Genomic DNA, 15392 nt, shown 5'->3' with positions numbered 1-15392 from the left:
AGTTTCACCATGATCAAACCAACACCCAACCCACCCGAAACCGACCCCACATCCCCCTACGAATCCCCCGACTCCAAGCGATTCCACGAAGCCGCCGAACGCGCCCTCGACCACTATCTCAAACCCGCCAGCCAAATCATGGCCAGCACCCAACAACCCGAACGCATGTACCTCGCCAACCCGAAGTACAACAGCGAATCCCTGCTCGCCAACGCCAGCGAAACCCTCGGCTCCGCCAGCGAAATGCTCCTCAACTTCGCCGCCATGCTCGACACCTCCCATCGCAAAACCGCACTGGGCATCGCCCAAGTTGTGATGCTCGGCGAAATCGCCGTCAACCAAGCGCTGGATAACGTCGAAATCGCCAGCTAGATGTTAACGATCTCTGTAGCGATTCCTCTGTTCTTCGCTACAGAGATCTATGTTCAGGAGTCGCTTTAAATAGACATGTGTCACATCGCTTGTAATGGCCTAAGTTGACGCGATAGCGTTGGCATCCATCTCTCGACCGAGCGGTTCTCCAATGGCGTTACACGAATGCATGCACACATTTGAAGAGTTAGCCCAAACGGTTCTGCCCGGCCATATGACCAGAATGAAAAGCTCTCTCGAAACTCCGCGAGAGATGAAGGACTTTTCAGTGCCCGGTGTTGGCGTTAAATCGTTGCTGAAGCAGTTCAAACTGGCGCAAGATTTTTCGGGTTGCTACGTGCTGATCGACAACGGCGTGCCTATCTACGTTGGTATTTCAAGAAGCGTGATCAGTAGGCTTCGTCAGCACGTCTTCGGTAAAACACACTTCGACGCTAGCCTGGCATTTCGAATTGCGATGGCAAAACATCCAGATCAAACGATTTCCAAGCTGACGCGCGCGAAGGCAATGGATGATCCTCTATTCGGTACATCATTCGCAGAGGCTCAGTCCTATCTCAAGTCACTCCAGGTGGCAGCGATTGATATTGAGAATCCGCTTGTGCTTTACGTTTTCGAACCCTACTGCGCGCTGGATCTTGATACTCACCAGTGGAATTCGTTTGAGACCCATTGATTCGGAATTCTCTGCATCTCAACTGACCTGTTAAACAGATGATTTACATGTTTGTTTAATAGGTGTCTCTCGTTGCTGGCTACGCCCTACAACTCCTTGCGCCATCGCCTACGACTAAGCCAGAATCCGCCGGCTTGTGCGTCTGGCACTCCCTCCGTACCTTGATTCCCGTCACTGCTCATCAGTGATCGGGTCTGCAAGCCCGCCGGAAAAACCAGTCGCACAGCCAGCCAAAGGACACCCGTTCGTGTCCGCTCAATGGCAGCTTTGTGCGGGAGACCTTCGGGTCTGCCGGGTGCCTGGTTTCCCGGTCTTGCAGACCCGCACATAGCTGCCACCCATCATCTGCAAGTGATGCTGGTAGCTCCTAATGAAAACCAGGAGCACAACCATGATCAAACCAACACCCAACCCACCCGAAACTGACCCCACATCCCCCTACGAATCCCCCGACTCCAAGCGATTCCACGAAGCCGCCGAACGCGCCCTCGACCACTACCTCAAACCCGCCAGCCAAATCATGGCCAGCACCCAACAGCCCGAACGCATGTACCTCGCCAACCCGAAGTACAACAGCGAATCCCTGCTCGCCAACGCCAGCGAAACCCTCGGCTCCGCCAGCGAAATGCTCCTCAACTTCGCCGCCATGCTCGACACCCCACACCGCAAAACCGCACTGGGCATCGCCCAAGTCGTGATGCTCGGCGAAATCGCCGTCAACCAAGCGCTGGATAACGTCGAGATCGCCAGCTAACCAACCCATCCCGACGAGGGGAAACCCTCGTCGAACCCCGCTGTCACACCCTGGCTGGCACACGGCCACGGCTTGCGCGCACCAGCCTCGGCTGTCAACCTTCGGGCCGTTCTCAAGGATCAGAACCAGGAATCACGGATGAGTGGCTACGTACCCAACCCCCCGAAAAATTTTCGTTACGAAGAAGCCAAACCCGTCGATATTCACGCCCAGCGTTGGGCGGAATATGAGAAACACGGGAAAGAACCCGCGCGCGAACCTGAGAAAATCGGGATCGCGTTGAGGATTGGAGTTTTCTTTGATGGCACTGGGAATAATGCGAATAACACGGCGGCGGGATTGCTGTGTGGGGCGCAGCATCCGATTGCGCCGGAAGATATTCCTGCTAGTTGTCAGCCCTATATGAAGGATCCGGACAGCAGCTACGCCAATAGCACCACCAATGTTCAGAAACTGAGCGAACTGTACTTCGCACCTCAAAGGGCCGAAGGGGATAGTTCGCAGAAGCAAGCGTTCCGGATGATTTACATCGAGGGAATAGGAACTGAGTCAGGCAAAAAGGACAGTACGTTAGGTGGTGGTACTGGCCGAGGCGAAACAGGCGTGGCGGGCCGTGTTCAGTTGTCGTTTGCAGAGATCAAAACGCGTATCAAGGACGTGTTGGACAACAATCCCAATAGTGAAATTACGTCCCTGACCTTTGATGCATTCGGCTTCAGCCGCGGTGCTGCTGCAGCAAGACACTTTGCCAACGAGGTCGTACGTGGAAAGCAGGGGCCACTCGGGGAAGTGTTGCGCAGCAACGCCTACGCCCTCAGCCGGACCTTCATCGAAGAGTACAAAAGCAGCATCAACATGGGTTTTATTGGCCTTTTTGATACGGTGCCATCCATTGCTGGCTGGTCGAATCTGGGGGATATCAAAAGTCCCATCGCCACAGGAATCAAACTTTACCTCGACCGCCGTTTCTTCACTGATGTCGTGCAGTTATCCGCGCGTGACGAATATCGGGCCAACTTCGCTTTGAGCCGCGTTAAAGCGGATCACTTGGAAATAACTCTGCCCGGGGTTCATTCCGACATCGGCGGTGGCTACCGCGACGAGGTCCAAGAGTGCGTACTCATCAGTCCGATGCAAACGCTTGTGGTGTCGCAATTTACCGACGTCTCCACTACTTCGATCTACCGCGATGCCGTGACGGTGAAGGCGCAGTGGCTCGCCAAAGGATGGCCAGAAGAGATGCTGGAGATCGTCACGCCTGATGCCCTTCTTCTGCCAATTGATCGGCAGGAACGGCTCAGCCCACGTATGAAGCGCGTATATGCCGCAGTGCAACTCAAACGTCCTGTGAGTGGCTTGCTCTCCAGGGTATATCTACGAGTGATGCACCGATTGGCAAAAGAGAAGGGCGTTCGGTTTCAAGACATTCCCGATACGCCTGAGTTGGCAGTGCCCGCAGAGCTTCAAGCGCTGTGTGATCGATTTCTGGCGGGTAGTTACGACACCTCAATCCAAGAAGACCAATTTCTGAAGCTGAAGTACATTCACATGTCTGCAAATTGGAACCATCCTCTCGGGCGCAGAGATGGCAGTGGCGTCCGTGCCGTTTACATCAATGCCCCGACGCCGGACTCGATACGCGTACAACACCCTCATGTAGCTGACTGGAAACTTTGGTGATGAAAGTACTTTTTACCCTGCTATGCGCGCTGTTCATTACTGGGTGCCAGTCCGCGGATCCACTTTCAGCAAAAAATGACCCGAAATCCGAGTGGTGGGAGTTGGCGTTTACCGAGCCGGACTACATGAAAGTCTGGGTAGAGAACAGTTCTGTTCAAGACATTAACGGCAGGATTTTCTATAAAACCGGCGGCGGCACCGCTGCGGGGGGAGAGCCTGAAGATGGAACGGAGTCCGCCCGAGGTTGGACAGGTGGGGTAGGCGGCAGCGGAAGGAGAGTGGTGGGAGCAGATTTACCTGTTCGCATCTGGGTCCGTTGGCAATCGATTGTCGAACAGAAAACGTGGCAGGCATGGGTAGAAATCCCAGAGGAAGCCAGGCAGTTGATGGTGGCGTCCGTCAATCAACGTTGCCCGCAGACGCCTGATCAGGAAGCGAGATTTATGGCGTCGGTTTATTTAGGGTTGGCCCCCGGTGGTGTTGTGCAGGTTTGGGTAAGAGACTCTTGCCACCACCCGGTTAAAGTCGCTCGAGCGCAGGCTGAAATTGAGCCACTGGGGCCGAGCCAAGGTAAGAACGAAGGGCGTTACGCTTATCCGGTGAGTGAAAAGGCAAAGCGGTATATCGATAAATATGGCATTCCATACGGAAGTTGGTAGTCGCGACACTTAACTGAATGGATCTTTTGTAATGAACGCAAGGATTGCGCTGCTGGGCACTTTATTGATATCTGGCTGCCAAATCGGAGGCCCAGAAACCGGCGAAAATGACCCTAAATATCCATGGTGGGAGTTAGTGTTCGTTCAGCCGAATTACATGAAGGTCTGGGTAGAGGACAGCTCCGTCCAAGACATCAATAACAGAATTTTCTTTCGCGCTGGCAAGAGCACTGCTGCTAGCGGTGAGCCCGATATCCGCACAGAGTCTGCTCGTGGTTGGGGGACAATATCGGGTACCGGGATGCCTGTAACGGGCGCTGATCTTCCAAAACAAATCTTTGTCCGCTGGCAATCCATAACGGAGCAAAAAACCTATCAAGGTTTCATCGAAATTCCGGAGGAAGGCAGGCAACTGATGGTGAAGTCAACACACCAGCGTTGCCCGGAAACACCGGAGAAAACCGCGCGGTTTATGGCGTCGCTGTACGTGGGGCTCGCTCCGGGCGGCGTACTCCAGGCATGGGTTAGAGACTCATGTCGAAATCCGATTGAGGTCGCCCGTGGTCAAGGTGGGATAGAAGCTTTGGGGCCGGAACAAGGGAAACACGGTGGTCGTTATGCCTATCCGGTAAGTGAGAAAGCTAAGCGATACGTCGAAAAGTACGGCATTCCGTATGGAAGTTGGTAGGAAACAGGCAGGAGACGCGTCTTCTGCCTTTCTGTTGTTTTGAGTTATCATTTTTGACAGCTGTCGCGTCAACGCTGAATTGACAAGGGATCGCTTCCGGCCATTTACGGAAAGACGATATTTAGGTTAAGTAGCGGACTTTAGCCCCTCCCAGCGAGTGAGACGAGAGGCTGAGAACCTTATTATGTATCATTGATTATCTAGGGCGAGAACCCATTGAATACCGCTCAGCTCCCTGAACACGCTCATGGAGACAACGGAAAATAGCAGTGGGAATCTATCAATGCCTGCCTCGACATAAATATTTAACTCACGCGTATATGCTGCGCCAAAAACTGAATCCCGTAGGGCAATATTCCGCACTGTATTTGCAACTTCGATTATGCTCTCTTGGTTGTTAATGCTTTTGTTACCCTTGAAGGCTTCAAGCTGATGCAGCAAATCAAATCGCTCCATGGGTTCTGGTTCGCTACAAGCAATGGAATATGTTCCCGCTTTGATATAGGTGTTTCGATGATGCCCAGTTAACTCAGATGCGGGTCTAAAATTGGTATTTTCGATCAGGCATTTACGCTGTTTAGCGTCTACAAGGTCGTTCACATCCTCTAGGGCAGGAGATGCATAAAGAATAAGCGCCTTGGTTCCAAATTTGGATGCTAAATGTTGTAGTAGATCTTGTTGTTCTTGATAAATGTCGTATCTGAAATAATTTTGGTGCCAGTGTGACCACTCCAAGCCAAATTTTGAGGTGATCAATTCTGGTCTTTTATACTGAAAAAAAAGATTCGCTTTAATATTGGGGATGTTTTTAATTTCTCGGCCAATATAGATTTCCATCTCGTCGGCAGCTTCGCGGAGATTTACCCCTTCAAATGGCATGCGTAAAAAATAAGGATTGCCAAGACGCCACCAAAGCCAGCGACTCCGAGAGAAACCTGAGGCATCTGCACCAATGCCTCCTTCTTGCACTTGTCCAAAAGGAAAGTAAATTGAAGCTCTACGATCAAGTTCAGTATTGAAATAGCTCTCGAATGTTTTTTCTTCGTATTTTGGCTGCATAATCAAACTCGGTGATGGCTGTGAAATATAATATTTGGTTGAGGGGCTGGCTTTAGCCCGCCCCGAGTAAGCGAAGCGAACGACTTGAGCCACTGTTGAGTCATCAATTGTCTAGACCTAGTTCATTCCTTAATTCACTCAAAATAGTGGAGGAGTTAATCACAATGTGCTCGCTGACAACTGGCTCGGCGCCATGAATTATCGAGTTGCGAAGAGTTATTAGAGCTCTGATCTCACCATATAGTGACTCGCTGATTTTCTCGTTTCGGAAGAGTATTTCGGATAGTTTTGCATTGGAAATATTCCGACGAGGTCGACTGGCATGTTCCATGGAAGAGGTTGTTTGATATACAGATCCATACTTGGCAATGATTTCTTCAATTTGATTGTAATTTTTCAAGAACTCTTCAAGGCTTCCTTTGTTTGTTTCCTCTCTTACAGGGTCCACCTGGCTCTGAAGCTTCCTACTTTCTCGTTCAATGCGTTTGGGTGATATAACTTCAAAAATGAAATAGGTGACAGCCAGCAGAGTGGTTACAAATGCAGATTGCGCTGAGTTTATAATTATCGTGCCAAGCGATGTTCCTGTGCTTTCGTAGGATATAGCCAGATTTGAGAGCAGTAACGTAATAATAGAAGATAGTGTTACAAATATTAGTAAAGTGAAGTATCTGCTTTTAAGGCTATCTATTGCCTCGACTAAAGTTTCATCCTCGATCTCCTCGCGACTAAGCTCGTTGCGGAAAAATATGAAGCCTGTGAGAGTTAGCCCGTAGACCCCGGCTAGCACTTGCGCTGAAGTTGAAAACAGATAAAGAACTTGGTTTTCGTTCAATATTAATATTGGATTGATTATGCCTGCATAGCTTGTGGTTGCCGCCAAGACAACAAAGGCAATGCCGAACAGGCCAATAATTCTTGATGGTGCCCAGTAATTTTGCATTTTAACCCTAACTGTTAAGTGGGCGACAAAGTTGGGTGACTTTTTGCGCCATTTGTGTCGATAACATTCCTTGTTCATGCATAACCCTTGATCAGCTTGAGTGGCGTGCTAGCAAACACGACATATAGCGGGGGAGGTAGAGATGACATGACTTCTACGTACATTACGGAGTTGCGGGCGCGTTGTCTACGACCAGCTTACGGCTTTCTATGGGTCAATTTTTTGCCTGTCAAAAGAGTTGCTGGCCTACCCGGTCCTTGGAATGCAGACAATTGTGCAATATTCTTCGAGACTGCCATCCGGAAGCCATCCAGCAAGAATTGGGTGAAGAATTCAAGGTGGTTTGCGAAAACTTTAGTAGTCAGTGTGAGCCTGCGGCCTAGTTCTAATAAAGAAGGAGAATGCACCTATAAATCGGTATCTTACCTTCGCGACAGGCCACTACCGACCACATCAGTTAAAAGCGTGCACTTGAGTGACTATTGGCCAAAGGCAGCCCCGTCCGTAATTCCATATAAATCAGTGTTTCTGCCAGATCAACGGATTCTATACGTGACGTCATCCGGCGACGATTTCGAATACCGTGCTAGCCAAAACCTCCCCATTAACCATAACCCGTACCCCATGCCGCCCCACAAAATGCTTCCGCGTCGTAAAATCCCTAATCACCTGCCGCCTCCCCACAACCTCACTCCCAAACCCCACCAAATTCACCGTCTTCAACTTAAAAACCTTCCCCGAAACCCCACCATTCGCCTTCACATAGTCAATCGCATAATCAATCACCAACCTTTGCTCATGCGCCACCGTCGACTTCACCACAAACGACAACGTAATCGCTTCCCCCAACCTAATCACCGCCGGCTCAACCCGCACATCCAACAACTCAACCTCAGCCTTCGCCCCTGCACCAATCACCGTCAGCGCTCGCAAATCCCCCTGCTTAATCAAACTCCGCAACGCATGCTTGGCAATCCACGCCGTATGCTTGTTCTCCAACGACCAACCTTCAATCGTGTCCAGCACCCACTCCGGATGCACCTTCGTCACATCATTCAAATGATTCGCCACGGACTTGCGCACATACAAACTCTCATCCGCCTTCAATCGATTCAGTATCCCAGCCGCTAACCGCGGATCCGCCTGCACCGCTTCCAACCGAAACGACCAAGGCAGGCGAGGGCGGCTGCCTTCGCTGGCGAGGCGTCGAACGTGGTGGTTTTCGTCGCGGGTCCAGTCGTGCATCAGCTCTAGCGAGCGCTGCAGGTCGCTGCGCAGAAAGTGGCGGATGGCGAATTCGGAGGAGCCGAAGGTGGTGAAGTACTTCAGGGCGTCCATGGAGGTGTCGAACGCATGTCCGCCGTAGCTGGCGACGTAATGCGGCAGGCACATGCTGACGAATCCGCTGTTCAGCCTTGGCGCGAGTTCACGCAATACATCGAGGGAATCTTGGTAATCCAACGGCAATACGGCGTGCAGGCTTTCGCTGACACGGGCCATGCGTTGCATCACTGATAATTCGGCGAGTCCGTCCTGGGCGTGTTTAAGAAACGCCTTGGCCTTGAACGCCGGGTACACGGCGCTCATTTCTCGGGCGATGTGCTGCAAGCGCTCGGCGTTGAAGATTTCCTTTAACGCCGGGGCGGCGGTTTCGGTGGTGCTCATGGTCAGGTCATCGGGGTGCTGACGAACGCTTCGAGGGTTTCGGCGTAGGCGGTGTATTGGGCGATGTGCGGGTAGCGGCGGGTGTCGATCTGGTCGGGGACGACGAGGTCGGTGAAGCTCCAGGCGACGGCGAGGCTGATGCCGGCCTGGGTGAGGGTGCCGTCGGTGGGCAGGCCGGTTTTTTCCAGTTCTTGCTCGAGGGCGGTGAAGGCGGCGGCGAGTTGGCCTTCGACGCGTTCGACCCACGGCTGGTATTGAATGTCGGCCGGGCGCAGGTTGCGTTCGTAGTAGAGCTGCACGGCTTTTTCGCAGGCGGCGAGGCTGAGGCCGATCAGGCGCAGGGCGTGGGCGCGTTGTTTCAGGTCGCTCGGCAGCAGACTTTTGCCGGAACTGGCTTCGAGGTAGTCGAGGATGAGGGTCGAGTCCATCAGGACTACGCCGTCGTCGAGGAGCAGCGTGGGGGCTTTGACCACCGGGTTGATCTGCTGGAATTGCTCGAAGTGGCGGAACACCGAGACCGACTCGTGTTCGAGGTCGATGCCAAGGCGTTTGGCGGAGATGGCTACGCGGCGCACGTAGGGTGAGTCGAGCATTCCGATCAGTTTCATGTGCAACTCCTTTGGCAAATCACGACCTGACGATGGGGATCGAATGTAGCGGGAAAAGCTGTTGGTTGACTACCGGGAAAAAAGTTTTGGCCTTCTGTAATAGCCGTGAAACAGAAACTGTTACATCGGTGAAACATCCGAAAATAAAGGCTTTCATTGACCTTGCGAGGTGTTTTGGCGGATCTATAGTCAAAGTGCCAGCACCGTCCAGGGATGGAAAAGTTAAGCGAGCTCAGGCCCTCTGATTCAGTACTCGTTTGTATTACTCCCTTGCAGTCCATCAACCCTAGAGCGATGAGGCACTGCCGTGCGCGCAGTAAGAGTGCGCGCCGTCGGTCACATAAAAGGGTCCGAGGGGCATGTCATGAACAATTTTCATCGTTTGACGATTTGTGCGTTGTGTATTGGGTTGGTCGCTTGCAGTAGCCGCCCGGAGCGCGGGGCGGTCGTGCAGCAGTGGTCGGCGAATACGGAGCAGTTGAACTTCAAACCGATATTTCCGCCGCGTGGCAACTTTGAAGTAGGCGATTTTTATGTGGTAAGAGCCGCGAAGGCCGGTAACAAAATGAAAACCGCTGATTACTACATGAGTTCGGTCTGGTTTGATCGGATGAGGCTGGATGAGGAACTGAAGAAGGCCGCGCCTTACATCACTGCGCAGAAAACTCCGGTGGACAAATCCGGACTTGTGACGGCGACCAGTGTTCCGGACCTTTTTGTACCGAACACCAACGTGAAAATGAATGCACTGGTGGCCTTTCCCGGTTTCACCTTCGCCTCACTGGCTGAGAGTGATATCGGGCTAGGGGTCAGCAATAGCGCGATCGGCGCATTTTTTGGGGGCGCGCGCAAGTCGGGATATTCGGTGGCGTACTCGGTGCCATTGGCGGAAACGTATGGGGTGCTGTATAGCGATGCCCATCTTGCGGCCGACAAATATTTAAGCAAATACACCGACGCTCAACGCAACAAGCTGACAAATGCGGTGGTTTCGCTGAAAAACGATGCGAAGGTCAACGACAAGAATGACACGACGTCTGTGCTTGTACTGGTAACCCAGGTCTATCTGGCGCGCTCGTTGGATGTGGTGGTTTCCTCGACCGAAAGCAACGGTGCGCAATTGGCTGCGGTTACACGGGCACTGACAGATCTGGATGAGCGCAAAACGGCTATTGAGAATCAGCTTCGCGCGCTAAAGCCAACTGCCAAGGGGGATGGCGCGGCAGACGGGAAGTCCGCAGTGGCCAAGGCAGGCGATACCAAGGCGGCTGCCGACAAGCCAGCGGCCGTCGTGCCGGCGACCAATCAGGCGCTTGTTAAACAGAAAGAGGCGGAACTGGCACAGGTCAACGCTGATATCCGTAAACGCGTGGAGTCCGTAACGCCTGCGATGCCGGGTGTGACCGGTTCAGTGGTGAAGTCCTCCGCGACGAGTCTGACGTTGCGTCAAGTTTTCGATACACCGGTGGCTATCGGTTATTCGGGCATCAACATTGATATCGACACGTTGATCAAGGATCGCAAAGTCGTCGAAGCGTCGAATATTGATACCTTTCCGTTGAAACAGATCATCAAGGTCAATCTCGAGTAGGTGGCAGCAAATCACAGCGTCGATCTGCTCGGGCGGGTCGTCGCTGTATTGGGTTGTCAGTCGTCAAACCCCGCCTGTTCGTGAATCTCATCAACATTCAGTTCCAGCCGATACGCCACCGCGACAAACAAGGCCTGACACAAACACAACGTCGCACTCAGCGAACGAAAGGCAAGGGCGCTGCCTTCGTTTATCAGCAATACGCTGTCGGCGAGTTTCGCCAGGGGCGAGAGGTGGCTGTCGGTGAGGATCAGGGTGTTGGCCTGCTGTTGTCGGGCGAAGCGCAGGCAGTGCTGGGTTTCCTTGGCGTAGGGCACGAAGCTGATGGCGATGACCAGATCGTTCGCGCGCACGCTGCGCATTTGCTCTCGATAGCTGCCGCCCAGCCCGGAAACCAGGTGAATGCGCTTCTGAGTGTGTTGCAAGTTGTAAACGAGGTAGTCGGCGACGGCAAAGGAGCGGCGCACGCCGACGACATAAATGTTGTCGGCGTTGACGATCAGGTCGACGGCTTTTTCGAACGCGGCGTCGTCGAGTTCACGGCCCAGGCGTTCGATGCCGGAGCGGGTGGCGTCGATGCATTCGCGGGCGAGGTCGCCGGCGCTGGCTTGCTGCGACTGGTTGGCGATCATGCTGCGGATGCGTTGCTGGTAGTTTTGCACCGGTGAGGCTTTGTGGGTGTAGGCGCTGCGGAACAGTGCCTGCATTTCGCTGAAGCCGCTGAAACCGAAGCGTTGCGAGAAGCGCACGATGGCGGACGGGTGGACTTCGCACTCGCGGGCGATGTCGCTGATGCGGTCGACCATAATGCGGTCGCTCTGCTGGCTGATGTAGCTGGCGATGCGTTTAAGTTGACGCGGCAGGGCGTCGTATTCGTCGGTGATCAGTTGCAGCAGGCGCTCGGCATTGATCGGGGGGCTGGCGAGTGAAACCTCGTCGGTGGCCGGCAGATCGGGGCGGGGCATAGGTCATCCTTCAGGCTGTTTGATCACACGGTGGGCCTGATAGTAGGGGGGCTTTTGCGGTTCTGCTTTGCTGAAACGATGCAGTGCGTGGTAAAAAATTGGGTCTGGGCGTTGTGTGGTTAGCCGTTTGTCTTCTATATACAGCCGCTCGACTGAATTTCTTGCTATAAACGCACTCCGATGGCCGTGTGAACGCTGTGTCAGAGCACTTTCCGGACGTTGTCGGACAAATTCCCTGTATTTACAGTTGCTGAGGCCTCATTCGGGCCTTAGACTGCCGCCCCTCGTAAATTGAGTGCCGGGTGGCATTTGCAATAAACGATGCCTTTTCGCCGACCGCTCGCGGTTCGCCGAAACGCTCCCTAATTCGCCTTAATGCACGTTTTTTTATAGAGATATCAATGACAAAGGACAAGTTGCTGGCCATGCCGGCAGATGACTACATGAATGCAGAGCAGCACGCTTTCTTCACTGAGCTGTTGCAGAACATGAAAGTCGAAACCCACGAGCGCATTGAGCAAAACCGTATCGCCATCGAAAGCCTGGACACCCCGGCTGACCCGGCAGACGCGGCTTCGGTTGAAGAAGAGCGCACTTGGCTGGTAAACGCGATCGATCGCGACCAGCGCATGCTGCCGCAACTGGAACAAGCCCTTGAGCGCATCAAGGAAGACAGTTTTGGCTGGTGCGATGACAGCGGCGAGGCCATTGGCCTGAAGCGCCTGCTGATCAGCCCGACCACCAAGTACTGCATCGAAGCTCAAGAGCGTCACGAGCAGATCGACAAGCACCAGCGTCAGGCCTGATTCTGTGGGGTGACCCTTTCAACAGGGCACCTTGAAAAGATCGCAGCCTTCGGCAGCTCCTACATGGGCGTTGCTGAAGGCTGCGATCTTTGTTTTTGCTCGTCTGCAATAAGCCCGCGCCGTTCCATTGACCTGCCACAGACCCCACGACTAACGGACCATGGATAATGGCGTTGTAGTGGCGTTTAATGCAGTCACAATAACGAGAACAAGCGTGGGGTGTTGATATGACGAGAGACGGATCTCTGGTTGGGGCTTTGCCTGCACCAGTGCTTTTGCCGAAAAACCGCTGGATCGCACCGACCCTGCAAAGCATCGCCCTGATGCTGTTGCTGGCCGGCATGTCCCTGGCCGAATGGTCGCTGTACATTGGCATGCCGTTGGCGGTGCTGATTGTCTGGCTACCGCGCTTGCGTTCTCGCGCCATCCCCGATGTCCAGCCTGCCGACACTGGCAGCGCAATGTCCGAACTGACCCGCGACCTTTCCTACACCACCAGCCATAACGCGTTGTCGGCGGCCGGCGTGGCGTTTTCGGTCAAGGAACTGGCGAGCAAACTCGAATCGCAACTCGATGCGGCGGCGCAGATCGTCAGCAATGCCGAGGTGATGATCGCCACCGAACACGCCACTTCACAACTCAGCCGTGCCGCGCTTGAGGCGGCCAGTCAGGCGCATCACAGCAGCGCAGCGGGGCGCACGGAACTGGTGGATTCGATCTCGCGCATGCATCAACTCAGTCAGCGCGCCAATGCCAGCCGTGAACTGATCGAAGCCTTGAGTCTGCGCAGCGATGATATTCAGCGCGTGACGCTGGTGATTCAGTCGATTGCCAGCCAGACCAATCTGCTCGCATTGAACGCGGCGATCGAAGCGGCGCGAGCCGGTGAGCATGGTCGCGGGTTTGCCGTGGTGGCGGATGAGGTTCGTGGATTGGCGGCGCGCACGGCGTCGGCCACCGGTGAAGTGGGTGAGATGGTCGCTGACATTCAACAACGCACGGCGCAGGTGGTGGAGCAGATTCGCCAGCTGTCGAGTGATCTGCAGACCGGTGTCGAGCAGGTCGAGCACACCGGTCAGCATCTGGAGAACATCGCGCGACTGGCAGCCGGGGTGGAAAGCCAGGTCGGTGAAATTGCTCAGGGCGCGGAAACCAATCGTGAGCAACTCGACAGCCTGTTCAAGGCCATCGAACAGATGCGCAGCGATTTGGCGATCAGCGATCAACAGACTCGCCGCCTCGCTGAAGCGGCGGTGCAGATGGAAGGGCAGGCGGAAACCATCAGCGAGCGTCTGGCCGAGGTCGGGCTGGATGACTATCACCAGCGCATCTACGATCTGGCCCGCGAGGGCGCGAGCCAGATTGCTGCGCGTTTCGAGGCGGATGTCGAGCAGGGCCGGATCAGCCTTGAGGACCTGTTTGATCGTCAGTATCAGCCGATCCCGAATACACAACCGGCGAAATTTCAAACCCGTTTCGACCGCTACACCGATCAGGTGCTGCCGGCGATTCAGGAGCCATTGTTGCCGCGTCACGAGGGGTTGGTATTCGCCATTGCCTGTACGCAACAGGGTTATGTGCCGACGCACAATCAGCTGTTCAGTCAGCCGTTAACCGGCGATGCGCAGGTCGACGCAGTGAACAATCGCACCAAACGCAAGTTTGCTGACCGCACCGGTATTCGCTGCGGCAGCCATCAACAACCGGTGTTGTTGCAGACTTACACCCGCGACACCGGTGAGCTGATGCATGATTTGTCGGTGCCGATCATGATCAAGGGCCGGCACTGGGGTGGATTGCGTCTGGGCTATAAGCCGGAAAAACCGCGTTGAGCGATTGTTACTTCTGATGCAATGAATCTGTGCACGGAGCTTGCTGTTTCCGCTCGAAGGAAACCATTAATCTGACGACTTAGTTAGGTTGCTAATGATTTCGGGAGGGCTGCATGCAGTGCAGAGTTGATGTCGCGGTGATGATCGGCAGTGGCGTACCGGCCGGACTGCGCGCAATGGGGCGCAGCATTTGCTGGGTGGTATTGCTCAATGGCGAGCGTCGCGGCACCGCGTTTGCCAGTCGCGACGAGGCCGAGGAGTGCAAGGCTGCATGGCTCGCGCAGTTGCAAGCCGAACCATGTGACAGCCTTCACTGATCCAGAATTACTTGCCGCGGTGCAAGCGCACATTCAGTTCATCGACCATCACCGCTTCTTCGCCATCGGCCCTTAGCCATTCCTTGAGTAGTTGTGCCTGTTGCGGTGACCAGAAATCGGCGTCGATCAGTTTGGTGTTTGCATCCAATGGATGCGCCTCGATGAAATCGTCGATTGCGTTACCTTCTGAAGGCAACCCCAGTTGATCGAACAGGGTTTTCAGATCGTATGCTGGCAGTTCCATCGTGTACTCCTTCAATGGGCGCCGTTACGGCGCGGTGGATCGCTCTCTTTATCTGAGGCAGCCACTCGCCAGGAGTTCGATCTTTGATTCCAGTGAGCGGGCGAGGGCGCAGGCTTCGTTGTGATCTTCACGGAAACCTCTTACACGGCCGGTCGATGTTTCCTTTATGTGGAAGAAGGCGTTGCCGGCCGGTACGACTTGAAAACGTGGGCAATGGTCGCTCATATCAGTGGCACGCAGGATCAGCGGTGATTCGATCCGGGCGTCTGTGGTCATGGCAAAGTGAGTCCGAGTGCACATATGAAGTCCTTTTCATCAGTTGGCCGATATTTACAGGCCGTTGCGGGTAGTCGGAATGAGCATCGCTGCTCTAGAATCGCCAGTACCCGTTGGCGACAGGGCTTATCTAAAGCAATTTTTCGCCAGCGATATGTCGGAAAAGTGCTTTTTTTCGTGAGAATTTTCCCTAAAGTTCGTAGTCAGACTGCTCTTGCCAACGGTGAGGATTTTTCCTTCAAGCTTTGGCGACTTCG

Annotated in this window: 17 protein-coding genes; 10 read left to right on the top strand and 7 right to left on the bottom strand. The window is 54.0% G+C overall.

Annotated elements, in window-relative coordinates:
* Positions 1-9 precede the first annotated feature (9 nt).
* The 6 genes from CKW38_RS00900 to CKW38_RS00875 all read left to right on the top strand — a co-directional run bounded on the left by CKW38_RS00900 (position 10) and on the right by CKW38_RS00875 (position 4829).
* The gene (locus tag CKW38_RS00900) at positions 10-372 is read left to right on the top strand and encodes a DUF6124 family protein (protein WP_095111527.1); all 363 of its coding nucleotides are present in this window, start codon (positions 10-12) and stop codon (positions 370-372) included.
* Positions 373-541: 169 nt separating this feature from the next.
* Entirely contained in the window at positions 542-1048 is a 507-nt protein-coding gene (locus CKW38_RS00895) for an excinuclease ABC subunit C (protein ID WP_176472262.1), read from the top strand.
* 391 nt (positions 1049-1439) lie between these two features.
* A complete protein-coding gene (locus CKW38_RS00890) occupies positions 1440-1802 on the top strand; it encodes a DUF6124 family protein (RefSeq protein WP_016982978.1) in 363 nt (120 codons plus the stop codon).
* A gap of 138 nt (positions 1803-1940) precedes the next feature.
* Positions 1941-3482, top strand: a complete 1542-nt coding sequence (locus CKW38_RS00885) for a phospholipase effector Tle1 domain-containing protein (RefSeq protein ID WP_095111525.1) — start codon at positions 1941-1943, stop codon at positions 3480-3482.
* A complete protein-coding gene (locus CKW38_RS00880; RefSeq protein WP_095111524.1) occupies positions 3482-4141 on the top strand; it encodes a DUF2931 family protein in 660 nt (219 codons plus the stop codon). Before CKW38_RS00885 ends, CKW38_RS00880 begins: the two co-directional genes overlap by 1 nt.
* A 31-nt stretch (positions 4142-4172) precedes the next feature.
* A complete protein-coding gene (locus CKW38_RS00875) occupies positions 4173-4829 on the top strand; it encodes a DUF2931 family protein (protein ID WP_095111523.1) in 657 nt (218 codons plus the stop codon).
* A gap of 189 nt (positions 4830-5018) precedes the next feature.
* Here the strand turns inward: CKW38_RS00875 and CKW38_RS00870 are convergent, their stop codons facing one another.
* From CKW38_RS00870 to CKW38_RS00855, 4 genes are all read right to left on the bottom strand, one after another.
* Complete coding sequence (locus CKW38_RS00870; RefSeq protein ID WP_218222320.1) at positions 5019-5981, bottom strand: hypothetical protein; 963 nt, start codon at positions 5979-5981, stop codon at positions 5019-5021.
* A gap of 10 nt (positions 5982-5991) precedes the next feature.
* A complete protein-coding gene (locus CKW38_RS00865) occupies positions 5992-6909 on the bottom strand; it encodes a hypothetical protein (RefSeq protein ID WP_095111521.1) in 918 nt (305 codons plus the stop codon).
* A gap of 480 nt (positions 6910-7389) precedes the next feature.
* Positions 7390-8496: a DNA alkylation repair protein gene (locus tag CKW38_RS00860; RefSeq protein WP_095111520.1), complete on the bottom strand. Its 1107-nt coding sequence runs from the start codon at positions 8494-8496 to the stop codon at positions 7390-7392.
* 2 nt (positions 8497-8498) lie between these two features.
* Positions 8499-9104 carry a glutathione S-transferase gene (locus tag CKW38_RS00855; protein WP_095111519.1) on the bottom strand — a complete coding sequence of 202 codons (606 nt, stop codon included), beginning with the start codon at positions 9102-9104 and terminating at the stop codon, positions 8499-8501.
* A gap of 364 nt (positions 9105-9468) precedes the next feature.
* Here CKW38_RS00855 and CKW38_RS00850 point away from each other — a divergent pair, with 364 nt between their 5' ends.
* Positions 9469-10695 carry a hypothetical protein gene (locus CKW38_RS00850; protein ID WP_095111518.1) on the top strand — a complete coding sequence of 409 codons (1227 nt, stop codon included), beginning with the start codon at positions 9469-9471 and terminating at the stop codon, positions 10693-10695.
* Positions 10696-10751: 56 nt separating this feature from the next.
* Here CKW38_RS00850 and CKW38_RS00845 read toward each other — a convergent pair whose 3' ends face one another.
* A complete protein-coding gene (locus CKW38_RS00845) occupies positions 10752-11660 on the bottom strand; it encodes a MurR/RpiR family transcriptional regulator (RefSeq protein WP_007910728.1) in 909 nt (302 codons plus the stop codon).
* Positions 11661-12061: 401 nt separating this feature from the next.
* Here CKW38_RS00845 and CKW38_RS00840 point away from each other — a divergent pair, with 401 nt between their 5' ends.
* The 3 genes from CKW38_RS00840 to CKW38_RS00830 all read left to right on the top strand — a co-directional run bounded on the left by CKW38_RS00840 (position 12062) and on the right by CKW38_RS00830 (position 14615).
* The gene (locus CKW38_RS00840) at positions 12062-12466 is read left to right on the top strand and encodes a TraR/DksA family transcriptional regulator (protein WP_003225981.1); all 405 of its coding nucleotides are present in this window, start codon (positions 12062-12064) and stop codon (positions 12464-12466) included.
* Between the two features lie 227 nt (positions 12467-12693).
* On the top strand, positions 12694-14298 hold the full coding sequence (locus CKW38_RS00835) for a methyl-accepting chemotaxis protein (protein ID WP_095111517.1): 1605 nt from the start codon (positions 12694-12696) through the stop codon (positions 14296-14298).
* 113 nt (positions 14299-14411) lie between these two features.
* Positions 14412-14615 (top strand): hypothetical protein, encoded by a 204-nt coding sequence (locus tag CKW38_RS00830; protein WP_095111516.1) that lies wholly within the window; start codon positions 14412-14414, stop codon positions 14613-14615.
* 7 nt (positions 14616-14622) lie between these two features.
* On the opposite strand, the gene CKW38_RS00825 is transcribed toward CKW38_RS00830, so the two are convergent.
* Together CKW38_RS00825 and CKW38_RS00820 are read right to left on the bottom strand one after the other, a co-directional pair.
* Positions 14623-14859, bottom strand: coding sequence for a DUF2789 family protein (locus CKW38_RS00825; protein ID WP_007910733.1), 237 nt, complete (start codon positions 14857-14859; stop codon positions 14623-14625).
* Between the two features lie 48 nt (positions 14860-14907).
* Positions 14908-15159 (bottom strand): hypothetical protein, encoded by a 252-nt coding sequence (locus tag CKW38_RS00820; protein ID WP_095111515.1) that lies wholly within the window; start codon positions 15157-15159, stop codon positions 14908-14910.
* Positions 15160-15392: the final 233 nt, after the last annotated feature.

Source organism: Pseudomonas sp. Irchel 3H7 (assembly GCF_900187605.1).
In the GTDB taxonomy this organism is placed as follows: domain Bacteria; phylum Pseudomonadota; class Gammaproteobacteria; order Pseudomonadales; family Pseudomonadaceae; genus Aquipseudomonas.
Note: the sequence above shows the minus strand (reverse complement) of the source record. Positions and strands in the feature narration are given on the sequence as shown.